This window comes from Psychromicrobium ferritrahens, assembly GCF_043789415.1.
Lineage (GTDB): Bacteria > Actinomycetota > Actinomycetes > Actinomycetales > Micrococcaceae > Renibacterium.
This window is the reverse complement of the sequence record NZ_JBDLLW010000001.1, coordinates 1,379,683-1,393,694: the sequence shown is the minus strand read 5'-3', so window position 1 is coordinate 1,393,694 and position 14,012 is coordinate 1,379,683. Positions and strand designations below refer to the sequence as shown.

Genomic DNA, 14,012 nt, shown 5'->3' with positions numbered 1-14,012 from the left:
TGTCGAGGGCACGAATACTCGGAGAGGCGGAAAAGGAATGGCTCAGGACGGCGGGAACAGAAAGCTCCAGCTCAAGGTGATCGGATTGGCGATCTCTGCGGCGGTGGGCGGGTTCCTCTTTGGCTTCGACTCCTCTGTGGTCAATGGAGCGGTTGATGCTATCCAAGGGCGATTCGGCCTCTCCAGTGCCTTGACCGGCCTCGCTGTGGCATCCGCTTTGCTGGGTTCCGCCGTTGGCGCTTACCTAGCTGGAGCGGTAGCGGATCGCTGGGGACGCCGGGTCACCATGTTGCTGGGTGCCGTGCTGTTCTTTGTCTCCTCGATCGGTGCCGGGGTAGCCTTCGAAGTTTGGGATCTGGTGCTCTGGCGAATCGTCGGCGGCCTGGGCATCGGCATTGCCTCGGTGGTGGCGCCCGCTTATATTGCCGAGATCTCGCCTAAATTGATCCGCGGCAGGCTCGCTTCCTTGCAGCAGCTCGCGATCACCCTGGGTATTTTTGCCGCACTGCTCTCCGATACCGTCTTTGCGAATGTGGCCGGAGGTGCCGCCGAGAAGTTCTGGTTCGGCCTTGAAGCCTGGCGCTGGATGTTCATCGCTTGCGCACTGCCCGCTCTGATCTACGGCCTGCTGGCTCTGCGGTTGCCGGAATCTCCGCGCTATCTGATGCAAAAGGGTCGCGAAGCCGAAGCGACCAAGGTTTTCTCTGCGCTATGGCCGCAGGCCGACGTTGACAAGGCCGTCAAGGATATCCACAGCGCTATCGCCGAGGACGCCAAAGCTAAAAAAGCCACGCTTTTCGGCGGAAGATTCGGTCTGCTGCCGATTGTCTGGATCGGCATCGCACTATCGATGTTCCAGCAGTTCGTCGGCATCAATGTGATCTTCTACTACTCCACCACCCTGTGGAAGTCGGTTGGGTTCCACGAATCCGATTCCCTTTTCATCTCCGTGGTCACTTCGGTGACCAATGTCGCGGTGACCGTGGTGGCCATCCTGCTGGTCGACCGCCTCGGCAGGCGTCCTATTCTGCTGGCCGGTTCCATCGGCATGGCGGTCAGCCTGGGCACCATGGCCTTGGCCTTCAGTACCGCCTCCACGATCAATGGTGAAGTGCAGCTCACCGGAGCCTGGGGGCCGATTGCCCTGGTCGCGGCGAATGTCTTCGTGATCGCCTTCGGCGTCTCCTGGGGCCCGCTGGTCTGGGTGCTGCTCGGCGAGATCTTCCCGAACCGAATCCGTGCCAAAGCACTCGGCGTCGCGGCCATGGCGCAGTGGATCTCGAACTTCGTGATCACCGTGAGCTTCCCGGCGATGGCGAATATGTCGCTCAGCGTCACCTATGGGATCTACGCCGCTTTCGCGCTGCTGTCCTTCGTCTTCGTGTTCTTCAAGATTCCGGAGACCAATGGCATGTCACTGGAGGAAGCCGAGACGCTGTTCGTGAAGAAACCGAAGAAGACCGCTTCCGCCTGAGCCTCGGCTTGAACCAGCTTCTGGCACCGAATTATTGGTTCTGCACGGCTGAGTGTGCTGAGCCGCTATTCTGCGCCGAATCCCTCCCCGCTGAATCGGGGTTTCACTGGGCTAAGCTAACCCCTGCCCACTGAAACCTAGATTCGGTGGGCAGGGGTTCTCTCCTTAACCGGGCAGTGTCGTAGCCAATGCCGCCGGAGCTGCTGGGTGACCTAGCAAATTACTAGGAAGTCCGAGTATATTTCTAAGCAGGCAGGCCCGCTCACTCCGAGGCAGGTAACGCCACAGCAGAGGAGACCTCAAGCAATGGTGCGTGAACTTTCACATTACATCGGTGGCAAACATGTTGCGGGCAGCTCGGGCCGGTTCAGCGACGTCTTCAATCCCTGCACCGGTGAGGTGCAGGCCAGATTGCCGCTGGCGGGCCAGGCCGAGATCGACGCCGTGATCGCCAACTCCGAGCAGGCTCAGCTCGGCTGGGCTGCCACCAATCCGCAGCGCAGGGCTCGCATCCTGCTCAAGTTCGTCGATCTGGTCAATGAGAATCTCGACGAACTGGCCGAACTGCTCTCCAGTGAGCACGGTAAGACCTTTCCCGATGCGAAAGGGGACATCCAGCGCGGCATCGAGGTGGTGGAGTTCTGCGCCGCCGCCCCGCACCTGCTCAAAGGCGAGTTCTCGGACAGCGTGGGGGCCGGTATCGACGTGCACTCCCTGCGCCAGCCGCTCGGTGTAGTCGCGGGGATCACCCCCTTCAACTTCCCGGCAATGATCCCGCTCTGGAAGGCCGGACCGGCGCTCGCCGCTGGCAACGCCTTCATTCTCAAACCCTCCGAACGGGACCCTTCGGTGCCGTTGCGGATCGCTGAGCTGCTCACCGAAGCCGGGCTGCCGGACGGCGTATTCAACGTGCTCAACGGCGATAAAGAAGCCGTTGACGGGCTGCTCGAAGACCCCCGGGTCAAGGCTATCGGCTTCGTCGGCTCCACACCGATCGCGCAGTACATCTACGCCACGGCGGCCGCGCACGGCAAGCGCGCGCAGTGCTTCGGCGGGGCCAAGAACCACATGATCATCATGCCCGACGCCGATCTGGGTATGGCCGCGGACGCCCTGATCGGAGCGGGCTACGGCTCGGCGGGGGAACGCTGCATGGCGATCTCGGTCGCGGTGCCGGTCGGTCAGCAGACCGCAGATGCCCTGGTGGCCAAACTGCAAGAGCGAATCAAAGACCTCAAGGTCGGTGCCAGCATGGATCCGACCGCCGACTTCGGCCCGGTGGTCGCTGCCTCGGCCAAAGAACGCATTGAGGACTACATCCAAGCCGGGGTCGATGAAGGCGCGAGCCTGCTGGTCGACGGGCGCGGGCACACCGTGGAGGGCTACGAAAACGGTTTCTGGTGCGGCCCTTCACTCTTCGACAACGTCACCACCTCAATGCGGATCTACCAAGAAGAAATATTTGGCCCGGTGCTCTGCGTGGCCCGTGCCGCCGATTACGAAGAGGCGCTGAGCCTGCCGAACGACCACGAGTTCGGCAACGGGGTGGCCATCTTCACCCGGGACGGTGACGCCGCCCGCGACTTCGCCAGCCGGGTCCAGGTGGGCATGGTCGGCATCAATGTGCCGATCCCGGTGCCGATCGCCTACTACACCTTCGGCGGCTGGAAGGCCTCCGGTTTCGGCGACCTGAACCAGCACGGCGCGGATGCCTTCCGCTTCTACACCAAGACCAAGACTGTCACCACCCGCTGGCCCTCCGGCGTTCGGCAGGGCGCAAGCTTCGTGATGCCGGAAGGCAGCTAAATGTCTTCGGATTCCTCTGGCACAGACCCCTCGGGTACACCTTCCTTCGGCACAGACCAGGTGCTCTTTGAACGTCGCGGTTCGCTCGGCGTAGTGACGTTGAACCGGCCCAAGGCTGTCAACGCGCTGACCGAGCCGATGGTTGACGGGCTGCTGGAACGGCTCACCGCCTGGGCGCAGGACGACGACGTGGCCCAGGTGCTCATCCAGGGGGCCGGGGAACGCGGGCTCTGCGCGGGCGGCGATATCGTGGCGATCTACCGGGATATCACTGGCCAGGCCGAGGGAGACGCTTCTGCCGAAAACCCGGGCGAGAAAACCGCGCGTTTCTGGCGCACCGAATACAAGCTCAACGCTTTGATTCACAATTACCCGAAGCCGTATATCGCCTTGATGGACGGTTTGGTGCTGGGCGGCGGCGTCGGGGTTTCGGCGCACGGCAGTGTCCGCGTGGTCACCGAACGCACCCGTTGCGGGATGCCGGAGACCACCATCGGCTTCGTTCCCGACGTCGGCGGAACCTATCTGCTTTCCCGCTCTCCGGGACGCACCGGAGTGCACGCCGCGCTCACTGGCGCGCATCTGGATGGCTCTGACGCGATTTTCCTTGGCTTGGCCGATTACTTCGTGCCCGCCGCCAAGCTGCCTGAGCTCACCGCAGCCCTGGAGACCGAAGCTGCGGCCGACGTCGTCCCTCGATTCGCTCAGCAGCCACCGGCCTCCGTGCTCGCCGAGCAGCAGAGCTGGATCGATCAGGCCTATGCCGCTGCAACGGCGGAGCAGATCGTGGCTGAGTTGCGCAATGGCGGAGCGGATCATCCGGGCTATGAATACGCCGCGGTGATCGAAGCGAAGTCGCCCACCTCGGTCAAGGTGGCGCTGGAATCGATCCGCCGGGCGGCTCGCTTGGACAGTTTGGAGGAGGTGCTCGACCAGGAATACCGGGTGGGCACCCGGCTCGCCGCCGCGCACGATATGCGGGAGGGCATTCGTGCCCAGGTGGTGGATAAGGACAGGAACCCGCAATGGCAGCCGGCCACTCTGGCCGAGGTCAGCGAGCGGGATGTGGCTGGCTACTTCGGCGAGTGAGAACGTGAATATCGATGAACTGGGTCTGGGCGAAGAAGCCCAGTCATGAAAGGGATACGGCGATGAAGATCGGATTTTTAGGACTCGGCCACATGGGGCTGCCGATGGCGGCAAACTTGGTCAAAGCCGGTCACCAGGTGACGGGGTTTGATGTGGTCCCGGCCGCCTTGGAAACGGCGGCTGGCCTGGCAGTGCCGACCGCGGACTCCGCAGTGCAGGCCGTCGCGGGAGCCGAAGTGGTGCTCACCATGTTCCCCAGCGGAAAGCATCTGCTGGATGCCTACCGAGGGGGCCTGCTCGCGGCGGCGGATCCGAATACCCTGTTCCTGGATTGCTCCACGATCAATGTCGATGAGGCTCGCGCAGCTGCTGCGCTGGCCGTCGAAGCCGGTCACCGAGCCGCTGACGCGCCGGTCTCCGGCGGAGTGGTGGGTGCTGAAGCAGGCACTCTGACTTTTATGGTCGGCGCCTCGGACCAGGAGTTCGAAACCATCAGCCCGCTGCTCGAGGTGATGGGTAAAAGAGCCGTGCACTGCGGTGGCAATGGTGCCGGGCAGGCCGCGAAGATCTGCAACAACATGCTGCTCGGGGTGACCATGATCGCGGCCAGCGAAGCCTTCGTGCTGGGCGAGAAACTGGGACTGGAACACCAGGCGCTGTACGACGTGATCTCCACGGCCTCCGGACAGTGCTGGGCGGTCACCACGAACTGCCCGGTGCCCGGGCCGGTGCCGAGCAGTCCGGCGAACCGTGATTATCAACCGGGTTTTGCCGGGGCGCTGATGTCCAAGGACCTGGGGCTCGCGGTAGCGGCTTTGCAGAGCACCGGAGTAGCTGGTGAACTGGGAACGCTGGCCTCGCAGATCTATGCAAGATTCGCTGAGGACGGCGGTGCGGGCAGGGACTTCTCCGGCATCATCACCGAGATCCGCGAACACTCAGTCTCAGCGGATTAACCCGTGCAAATCAATCCGGCGCAGATCAACCTAGAGGGATGGCAATGAGCTACGAAAATATTCTGCTGGAACGGCATGGCCGGGTGGCTCTGCTCACCCTGAACCGCCCCGAGGCGCTCAACGCCTTGAACAAGCAGACCATGGACGAACTGGTCGCTGCGGTCACCGAGCTGGACGCCGATCCGCAGGTGGGCGCCGCGGTGATCACCGGTTCTGCGAAGGCCTTCGCCGCGGGCGCTGATATCAAGGAGATGGCCTCGCAGGATTATATGCAGATGTACGCCCAGGACTGGTTCCGGAACTGGGAGAACCTGACCCGGCTGCGGATCCCGCTGATCGCCGCGGTTTCTGGTTTCGCTCTGGGCGGTGGCTGCGAGCTCGCGATGATGTGCGATTTCATCATCGCCGGGGAGAACGCCAAATTCGGCCAGCCGGAGATCAATCTCGGGGTGCTGCCAGGAATGGGCGGCTCGCAGCGGCTCACCCGTGCGGTGGGCAAGGCCAAGGCCATGGATCTGGTTCTGACCGGGCGCTTTATGGGCGCTGAAGAAGCTGAGCGCTCCGGCCTGGTCGCCCGGGTGGTGCCGGCGGACGACGTCGTGAGCGAAGCTTTGAAGGCGGCGGAAGTGATCGCTTCGAAATCGAAGCCCGTCACCATGATCGCTAAGGAAGCGGTCAACGCCGCCTTTGAAATGGGTTTGGTGCAGGGTGTCACCTACGAGCGGCGGCTCTTCCACTCGGTATTCGCCACCGAGGATCAGAAAGAGGGGATGGCCGCCTTCGTCGAGAAGCGCGCCCCGGAGTTCAAGCACCGCTAGTCCTCCACAGCCTCTGCCCCCTCTGTTTGCAACCAGCTATCCCACTGAATGTTGCTGAAGTGTCTGCTGAGGTAGATCTCGGTGCACTTCTGTAACTCTGGCACCACTCAGTGGGATAGTTGGAAATAGAGCGGGGCTTAGAAGTCTCCGGATCGTTGGCGGAAACGGGCCAGCACCTTGATCAGGGTCTGCACATCGTCGTCTGCGAAGCCCGATTGGCTGAAGATCTCTTCGTTGAGGGCAGCCGTCGCCCGCTTGGCCAAGGTCTTCCCCGCTGGGCTCAGCGTGATCAGGGTAGCCCGGCCATCGGTGGGGTGTGGTGAGCGTTTCACCAGGCCATCGCGTTCTAGCCGGTCGACGGCGTTCGTCACCGAGGTGGGGTGCACTTGGAGCAGTGCGCTGGCTTTGTTCATTGGCAGTGCGCCGTGCTTGGAGAAGCTCAGCAGGGCGAGCAGTTCATAGCGGGCGAACTTCAGCCCGAAAGGCTTCAGCACGGCTTCGATCCGGAGCAACAGAATCTGCTGAGTCCGCATGATCGCGGTGATCGCAGCCATCGGCGAAGCCACCTCGGCCCAGCCGTGGCGTTCCCAATTGCTCTGCGCCTCGGCGATCGGATCCCTGGAAAGCGGTGTGTTCATCTTTGGCCGGGGCTTTCCTTGATACCGGGGAAATCGGCTTCCGAATATTCGACGCCGAAGCCCTCCGGCAGCGGTGCATCGCTGTGCCGCAAGGCTTCGTTCCGGCGCAGTTCAACGCGACGGATCTTTCCGGAGATCGTCTTTGGCAGCTCGGAGAATTCCAGCCGACGAATTCGCTTGAAAGGGGGCAGCTGTTCACGGCAATAGCGCAAGATCTCTTCCGCCGTTTCCGCGCTCGGCGGATAGCCGGGAGCCAGCACCACGAACGCCTTCGGCACCGAGAGTTTGAGCGGATCAGGAGAGGGGACGACGGCGGCCTCGGCCACCGCTGGATGCTCGATTAACACGCTCTCGAGCTCGAAAGGGCTGAGTTTGTAGTCGCTGGACTTGAAGACATCATCGTCTCGGCCGATATAGGTGATCACGCCGCTGGCATCCCGTTCGGCCATATCGCCGGTGTGGTAGTAACCATCGCGGAACGCGTAGTCGGTCTTTTCGACGTCACCGTAGTAGCCCTTCATCAGTCCCACCGGGCGGCCGTATCGGCTGCTCCGCGGGCTGGCGGAGCCTGGATCCGAGGAGTTTGAGGAGCCAAGCCGCAAGCAGAGTTCGCCCTCGTTGCCTTCCGCGCCGGTCAGCGGATCGACCAGCACGGCGTGATAACCGGGAAGCGGACGTCCCATGGCGCCAATGGTGACTTCTTGCCCCGGGGTGTTGGCAATCTGCACGGTGGATTCGGTCTGGCCAAAACCGTCACGGATGGTCTGTCCCCAGGCCCGCCGAACTTGCTCGATCACCTCGGCGTTGAGGGGTTCACCGGCCGAAACCACTTTCTGCGGTGGGTTCTTCAGCTGGCTCAGATCGGCCTGGATGAGCAGTCGCCATACGGTGGGCGGCGCACAGAAGCTGGTCACTCTTTCGGCGTCCATCTGTGCCATCAGGGCCTTGGCATCGAAGCGATCGTAGTTGTAGATGAAGACGCAGGCCTCGGCGATCCACGGGGTGAAGATGTTCGACCAGGCGTGCTTTGCCCAACCCGGGGAGGCAACGTTGAGGTGAACATCCCCGGGTTCAAGTCCTATCCAGTACATCGTGGAAAGGTGCCCTACCGGATAAGAGGTGTGAGTGTGTTCCACCAGCTTGGCTTGGGAAGTGGTGCCCGAGGTGAAGTAGAGCAGCAGGGTCTCAGAACCTTGTGTCGCTTGCTCCGGGAGGAACTCTTCCGCGGCGGCCGAGGAGCCGGAGTAGCTCAAGGCCCCTTGAAACTCCGCGCCGACCGAGATCAGCCGATAATCTCCCGGCACGGTGGCGAATTTCGCGAGATCTGCCGCTGCGGCCAGCGCCCAGCGAGCCTCGCCACGCTGCACTCGGTCGGCGAGGTCCGCAGGCCCCATCTGGGGTGTGGTGGGAATCAATACCAGCCCGAGTTTGATGCCGGCCAGCATGGTCTCCCAGAGCTCTACTTGATTGCCGAGCATCAGGATCATCCGGTCGCCGCGGCGAGCCCCCTGAGCCCGCAGCCAGTTCGCTACTTGGCTGGAACGCCTAGAGAGCTCGGAGTAACTGCGGCGGAGTGCGCTTCCGTCCTTCTCCACAATCACTAGGGCGGGTCTGTTCGAGGTCGCCGGATCGGTGGCGATGGAGTCGAACCAGTCCAGGGCGAAGTTGAATTCCTCGAAGTGTGGCCAGCGGAACTCTTCGCGGGCGGTCTGATAGTCGAGTCTGAGTTCGAGTAGGCGATCACGAGCGGCTCGGAAGTCATCGGTGACGGTCATGCTTGGCTCCTCGCCGGGGTTGAACTCCTCGCCATGATTCATGGCATTGTCTTAGCGGGCTGAAGTTATTCTGCAATATACTTGGATATCCTAGGGTTTGAAAGAGTGTCTCGCTCTTTGGCCCAGTGGCCGCGGGCCACAGAAGGGAATCAAGTGCTGGTCAACAAGCCTCTTGGGCAAGAAATCCAGTCCGCTGCAATGGAGCTGCCATTCCCGGACGCTGATCTGATGCAGATCGTGGATCTGCTGTCGCAGGAGGAACGGGAGCGCTACCTCTCGACCCGGCAGTTCCTGCAGCAGCGGGTCCGGCCCGCCAGCATCGATTACTGGAACAAGGAAGAATTCCCCTTCGAACTGCTGCCCGAGCTGGCTTCCTTCGGCCTCGGTGAGTTGCAGACCGATGGCAGCAGTCAGTTGTTCAAGGGCCTGATGTACCTGGAAGTGGCTCGAGCCGATGTTTCACTATCGGCCCTAGTGGGGATTCATAATGAGCTGATCGTCGGAATGATCGATGAGCTGGGCTCGGAAGAGCAGAAGCGGCGCTGGTTACCCGGCTTGAAATCCTTTCGTCAGCTTGGAGCCTTCGCTCTCACCGAACCGAATCATGGTTCGGACGTGGCAGGCGGCTTGGAGACCACGGCTGAGCTGATTGATGGTGAATGGCTGATCAAGGGGGCGAAGCGTTGGATCGGCTCGGGGACGATTGCCGATTTCGCCTTGGTCTGGGCCAGGGACTTGGCAGACAAGGAAATCAAGGGCTTCATCGTGGAAACGGATAGGCCCGGCTACAGTGCGAGCAAGATCGAGAACAAGATCGGTCTGCGGATCATGCAGAACGCAGACATCAGGCTGGAACAGGTTCGGATTCCGCAGGCTAATCTGCTGCCCGGTGCAGTCAACTTCGCGGCCGCCAACGAATTACTCAGGGATTCCAGGGCCTGGGTGGGCTGGCAGGGTGCGGGTATTCAGTTCGCGGCTTTCGACGTCGCCCGAGCTTATGTGGTGGGGCGACAGCAGTTCGGCAGGCCCTTGGCGAAGTTTCAACTGGTGCAGCTGGGGCTGTCTGAGATCCTCGGGGACGCTTCGTGTTCCTTGGCCTTGATGGTGCAGTTTGCCCGGTTGCAGACGCAACGAGAGGCGAAAATGGCCCAGGCTGCGATGGTCAAGGCAACCACCACCAGGCTTGCCAGGCAATCAGTGGCCAAGGGGCGAGCTCTGCTGGGCGGTAATGGCATCGTGACTGACTATGAGATGGCTAAGATCTTCGGGGACGCTGAGATCCTCTACACCTATGAAGGCAGCTATGAGATCAACTCTTTGATCGTCGGCAGAGCTGTCACCGGAATGAGTGCTTTCGTCTGAGGATGCGGCGGAGGTTCTTCTCGATGTTATTTCCGCGAAACGCGAAGTTGATATGTTGACGCCGTGCCGCTGGCCTCGACTGAGCCGCGGAGACCAAAGGCGATGCGGGCTTTGACCATCGCACCTGCGGCGCCTACCGTTCTAGATCTTCGTGGAGACGACGAAGCCCTGGTGAGAAGTACTTCTCACCAGGGCTGTTGGTCGGGGTGACAGGATTTGAACCTGCGGCCTCGTCGTCCCGAACGACGCGCGCTACCAAGCTGCGCCACACCCCGCTGCTTTCTGCAGAATCTTCCAGAAAGCAACCTCTCAAGGATAGCCGACTCACGCCGCCCACTCAAACGCGAAGTGCACAGCCCCGGTTCGAGGCTCAAGTAGCTTCCTTAAACCAGTGAATCCTGCCAGGCTCCGTGCAGCTTGGCGAAGCGTCCGCCGGAGGAGATCAACTCCGCTGGAGTGCCGTCCTCGACAATACGACCGTCATGGACAACCAGCACCCGATCAGCGATTTCGACCGTGGAGAGCCGGTGCGCAATGATGATCGCGGTGCGTGAGGTGCCGGCTACCGAGCTGAGCAGATTCTGCAGCCCTTGCTGCACGATTCGTTCGGAAGGGATATCCAGCGAAGCCGTTGCCTCATCCAGAATCAGTACCGCTGGTGAGGCCAGGAAGGCCCGCGCGAAGGAGAGCAACTGGCGCTGCCCCGAGGAAACCCTCCCGCCGCGTTTATTCACGTCCGTGTGGTAGCCCTCTGGTAGTTCCATGATGAAATCGTGGGCGCCTACTGCGCGAGCCGCTGCTTCGATCTCCTGCTGGCTGGCCGATGGCTTGCCCAGGGCGATGTTCTCAGCCACCGTGCCGCTGAACAGGAAGGCCTCCTGGGTCACCATCACAACAGCACGGCGCAGATCTTCATTGGAGAGCCGGTTGAGCGGTACGCCGTCAAGAGTCAGAGACCCCGCCGAGACGTCGTAGAACCGGGCGACTAATTTGGCGAGGGTGGATTTTCCCGCCCCGGTCTGGCCCACCACGGCTACCGTCTGGCCAGCAGGAATACTCAAATCCATGGTCGGAAGTACTACCGGGCCATCGCCATAACGGAACTCGACACCACTGAACACCAGTTCGCCGCGAGGCTCGGGCAAGGGGATGGGGTCGCTCGGCGGCCGCACCGTCGGCACTTCCTCCAAGAGCCCGGAGACCTTCTCCAAGGCAGCCTGCGCGGACTGGAAGGAGGTGTAGAACATAGCCATTTGGTCCACAGGGGAGAAGAAACGCTTGGTGGAGAGAATCAGCGCGAGTAGCGCCCCGACGGCGAGGCCACCGTCCAGCACACGGAACCCACCCAACAGCAGCACCACGGCAACCGTGACATTGCCGATCAGGATCAGCCCGGGCTGGAAGACGGCGTTCAGATTGATCGAGCGAACCGTCACCTCACGGTACTCTTCGGCGACCTCTTCGTAACGTCGTGCATTGTCTTTCTCTCGGCGGAAAGCCTTGACCGCACGGATGCCGGTCATGGTCTCCACGAAGTGGACGATCAGCTTCGCAGAAACCACCCGGGAAGCTCGGAAGGCCAGTTGAGAACGGGTCTGGTACCAGCGAGCCAGGAAGAACATCGGAATCCCGGCCAACAGCACCACCAGCCCGGTCTGCCAGTCCAGGGCGAAGATGCTGATCGCGGTGAAGAGCATGAAGATCATCCCGGAGGCCAGCGAGGAAACCCCTGAATCGAGCAATTCTCGGAGCGCTTCAAGGTCCGAAGTCTGCCGGGCGATGATCCTGCCGGAGGTGTACTTCTCATGGAATTCCAGGCTGAGTCGTTGAGTGTGCCGGAAAACCCGGCGCCTCAGATCCAGCAGCATGGCCTGGCTGAGCTGTGCGGTGGCGGTGACGTAACCCGCGGTCATCACCGAGGTGAGCACAGCCGCTAGGATATAGCCGCCGCCGGTGAACAGCAGGAGCAATGGATTTCCGTTGATCATCGAGGGCAGCGCGTGGTCGATGCCGAAAGCTATCAGCAACGGGCCGACCACCCGAGTGGCTTGCGAGAGCACGACGAGCACGATGGTGTAGATGAAACGTCCGCGGACCGGGCGGATCAGCGAACTGAGGAGCTTCAGCGACCTCTTCCGGACCAGTTTGGAATCGGCTGTGGTCAGTTTGACCCGATCTTCATCGGCGGTCCCCATGCTCATGCGCGTACCCCGTCCACATCTTCTGCGTTGTCCAGATCTTCTAGTTCCCTCTCATCTTCGAGGGCGGAGTCCAGGTCCTTCGGCTCTTCGGTCAAACTGGCCAGCACATAGCGATAGTGCGCATTGCTCGCTAGCAGTTCCGAATGGGTGCCGACCGCACTGATCGAGCCGTTCTCCATCAGTGCCACCCGATCCGCCATTGCCACGGTGGAGGGGCGATGGGCCACGATCAGCGTGGTGGTATTAGCCAGCACCTGGCGCAGCCGAGCTTCTACGCGTTCCTCAGTGTTGACGTCCAAGGCGGAGAGCGGGTCATCCAATACCAGGACAGCAGGTTTGGAGGCGATTGCTCGCGCCAGTGCGACCCGCTGACGCTGACCTCCGGAGAGGCTCAGTCCCTCCTCGCCGATCAGGGTGTCGACGCCGTCGGGCAGCGAATAGGCGAACTGCGCCTGCGCGACGTCGAGCGCTTCTTCCAGAGCTTCATCGGCCGCACTGCTGCTGGTGTCCAGGCCAGTGCCGAGCAGAACATTGTCGCGAACCGAGGAGGAGAACAACGTGGTGTCCTCGAAAGCGACGGAAACCAGCGTTCTCAGTCGTTCCAGAGGTAGTTGCCGGACATCCACGCCGTCGATGGTGATGCTGCCCGAGGTCACTTCGTAGAGCCGTGGCACGAGTTGTAGCAGAGTCGATTTGCCGCAACCGGTGATGCCCACCAGAGCCATGGTTTCGCCCGGCTGGATGCTCAATTCGACGTCGTGCAGCAGCTCCGAACGGGCATCGGCGTAACGGAAGGCGACCTGATGGAACTCCACCGCGCCGCGCGGCTGAATCAACTCGGTGGGCTGCGCCGGATCGGTAATGGTGTTCTCCGCGTCCATCACCTCGTAGTACCGCTCCACCGCGGTTTTCATGGTCAAGGACATGGCCATCAGCGGTCCCATGAATTCCACCGGAGTAGCCACCACGGCGGCGGTGGCAAAGAAAGCCACCAGCGAACCCACGGTAAGTGAACCATTGGTGACCAGCAGGACGCCGACGATCAGTCCAGTGCCCAGAGCCAGCTCGGGCAGCAGACTGATGACGAGCGAATAGGTGGCGAGAGATTTGGCCTTGGAGATCTCGGTCTGCCGTAGTTCCTCAGCCTGGTCACTGAAATTCTCCAGCGCCTCCCGGCTGCGTCCGAAGGCCTTGAGAACTCGGATGCCGTGCACGGATTCCTCTACCGCCGTGGCGAGATCTCCGGTTTGATCCTGGCTCTTCCTGCTGACTTGCCGGTAATACCGGTTGAACCGAAAACCATAGATTACGATCGGCACTCCGGCCACGATGAAAATCAGAGCCAGGGCCCAGCTGAGGGTGAACATCAGTACCAGGCCGATGAGCACGGTCATGGTGGTGACCACCAGCATGATCGCGCCGAAGGCCATCCAACGGCGCAGGAAGTTCAAATCGGTCATCGCCCGACTGAGCAGCTGGCCTGAGCCCCAGCGATCATGGAAGGAAACCGTGAGATTTTGCAGATGCCGGTAGAGCGAGATCCGCATCTTGGTTTCCACCGTGGTGGCCGGCGTGATCACGAACTGGCGGCGCAGGGCCACGAAAGTCGCCTCTAAGACGCCCAGCACTAGGACGACGCCGGCCGCGATCCAGACGCTGCTGGTCTCGCCGCCCTGATGCAGCGCGGAATTGATCAGTACCCGGTAGACCTGCGGGATGGCCAGGGCCACCACGCTGGCTGCCAAAGCGCAGAGCAAGCCCAGAGCCAGGCGGGGGATGATGGGCTTGAGGAAGGGATAGAGGCGGCTCAGGGAATGGAAGAGGGAGTTCTGATTACGTTTCGATGCAGTCATGCCAGCTTCTTTTGACGTCTTTGTGACCGATACCAATTAG

At 61.7% G+C, this 14,012-nt stretch carries 10 protein-coding genes and 1 tRNA gene; 6 read left to right on the top strand and 5 right to left on the bottom strand.

The window, feature by feature from the left end; genetic code table 11:
* The first annotated feature begins 37 nt into the window (after positions 1-37).
* The 5 genes from ABDK06_RS06455 to ABDK06_RS06435 all read left to right on the top strand — a co-directional run bounded on the left by ABDK06_RS06455 (position 38) and on the right by ABDK06_RS06435 (position 6,143).
* Entirely contained in the window at positions 38-1,474 is a 1,437-nt protein-coding gene (locus ABDK06_RS06455; protein WP_394940106.1) for a sugar porter family MFS transporter, read from the top strand.
* Positions 1,475-1,780: 306 nt separating this feature from the next.
* A complete protein-coding gene (locus tag ABDK06_RS06450) occupies positions 1,781-3,280 on the top strand; it encodes a CoA-acylating methylmalonate-semialdehyde dehydrogenase (RefSeq protein WP_394940104.1) in 1,500 nt (499 codons plus the stop codon).
* A complete protein-coding gene (locus ABDK06_RS06445) occupies positions 3,281-4,369 on the top strand; it encodes an enoyl-CoA hydratase/isomerase family protein (RefSeq protein WP_394940102.1) in 1,089 nt (362 codons plus the stop codon).
* 62 nt (positions 4,370-4,431) lie between these two features.
* On the top strand, positions 4,432-5,325 hold the full coding sequence (mmsB, locus tag ABDK06_RS06440) for a 3-hydroxyisobutyrate dehydrogenase (protein WP_394940100.1): 894 nt from the start codon (positions 4,432-4,434) through the stop codon (positions 5,323-5,325).
* A 38-nt stretch (positions 5,326-5,363) separates the two neighbouring features.
* A complete protein-coding gene (locus ABDK06_RS06435) occupies positions 5,364-6,143 on the top strand; it encodes an enoyl-CoA hydratase (RefSeq protein WP_394940098.1) in 780 nt (259 codons plus the stop codon).
* 137 nt (positions 6,144-6,280) lie between these two features.
* Here the strand turns inward: ABDK06_RS06435 and ABDK06_RS06430 are convergent, their stop codons facing one another.
* Positions 6,281-6,781: a MarR family winged helix-turn-helix transcriptional regulator gene (locus ABDK06_RS06430; RefSeq protein WP_394940096.1), complete on the bottom strand. Its 501-nt coding sequence runs from the start codon at positions 6,779-6,781 to the stop codon at positions 6,281-6,283.
* Positions 6,778-8,556 (bottom strand): AMP-binding protein, encoded by a 1,779-nt coding sequence (locus ABDK06_RS06425; RefSeq protein ID WP_394940094.1) that lies wholly within the window; start codon positions 8,554-8,556, stop codon positions 6,778-6,780. Before ABDK06_RS06425 ends, ABDK06_RS06430 begins: the two co-directional genes overlap by 4 nt.
* A 198-nt stretch (positions 8,557-8,754) precedes the next feature.
* Between ABDK06_RS06425 and ABDK06_RS06420 the strand changes: the two genes are divergently transcribed.
* Positions 8,755-9,918: an acyl-CoA dehydrogenase family protein gene (locus ABDK06_RS06420; RefSeq protein ID WP_394940092.1), complete on the top strand. Its 1,164-nt coding sequence runs from the start codon at positions 8,755-8,757 to the stop codon at positions 9,916-9,918.
* A gap of 198 nt (positions 9,919-10,116) precedes the next feature.
* Here the strand turns inward: ABDK06_RS06420 and ABDK06_RS06415 are convergent.
* The 3 genes from ABDK06_RS06415 to ABDK06_RS06405 form a co-directional block, all read right to left on the bottom strand.
* Positions 10,117-10,193: transfer RNA gene (locus ABDK06_RS06415), tRNA-Pro, on the bottom strand.
* A 108-nt stretch (positions 10,194-10,301) separates the two neighbouring features.
* The gene (locus ABDK06_RS06410) at positions 10,302-12,119 is read right to left on the bottom strand and encodes an ABC transporter ATP-binding protein (protein WP_394940090.1); all 1,818 of its coding nucleotides are present in this window, start codon (positions 12,117-12,119) and stop codon (positions 10,302-10,304) included.
* A complete protein-coding gene (locus ABDK06_RS06405) occupies positions 12,116-13,972 on the bottom strand; it encodes an ABC transporter ATP-binding protein (protein WP_394940087.1) in 1,857 nt (618 codons plus the stop codon). Before ABDK06_RS06405 ends, ABDK06_RS06410 begins: the two co-directional genes overlap by 4 nt.
* Positions 13,973-14,012 lie beyond the last annotated feature (40 nt).

Coding starts and splice junctions, on each gene's coding strand:
- ABDK06_RS06455 (WP_394940106.1), top strand. CDS start 38: ATGGCTCAGGACGGCGGGAACAGAAAGCTCCAGCTCAAGGTGATCGGA.
- ABDK06_RS06420 (WP_394940092.1), top strand. CDS start 8,755: ATGGAGCTGCCATTCCCGGACGCTGATCTGATGCAGATCGTGGATCTG.
- mmsB (WP_394940100.1), top strand. CDS start 4,432: ATGAAGATCGGATTTTTAGGACTCGGCCACATGGGGCTGCCGATGGCG.
- ABDK06_RS06445 (WP_394940102.1), top strand. CDS start 3,281: ATGTCTTCGGATTCCTCTGGCACAGACCCCTCGGGTACACCTTCCTTC.
- ABDK06_RS06410 (WP_394940090.1), bottom strand. CDS start 12,119: ATGAGCATGGGGACCGCCGATGAAGATCGGGTCAAACTGACCACAGCC.
- ABDK06_RS06405 (WP_394940087.1), bottom strand. CDS start 13,972: ATGACTGCATCGAAACGTAATCAGAACTCCCTCTTCCATTCCCTGAGC.
- ABDK06_RS06435 (WP_394940098.1), top strand. CDS start 5,364: ATGGCAATGAGCTACGAAAATATTCTGCTGGAACGGCATGGCCGGGTG.
- ABDK06_RS06425 (WP_394940094.1), bottom strand. CDS start 8,556: ATGACCGTCACCGATGACTTCCGAGCCGCTCGTGATCGCCTACTCGAA.
- ABDK06_RS06430 (WP_394940096.1), bottom strand. CDS start 6,781: ATGAACACACCGCTTTCCAGGGATCCGATCGCCGAGGCGCAGAGCAAT.
- ABDK06_RS06450 (WP_394940104.1), top strand. CDS start 1,781: ATGGTGCGTGAACTTTCACATTACATCGGTGGCAAACATGTTGCGGGC.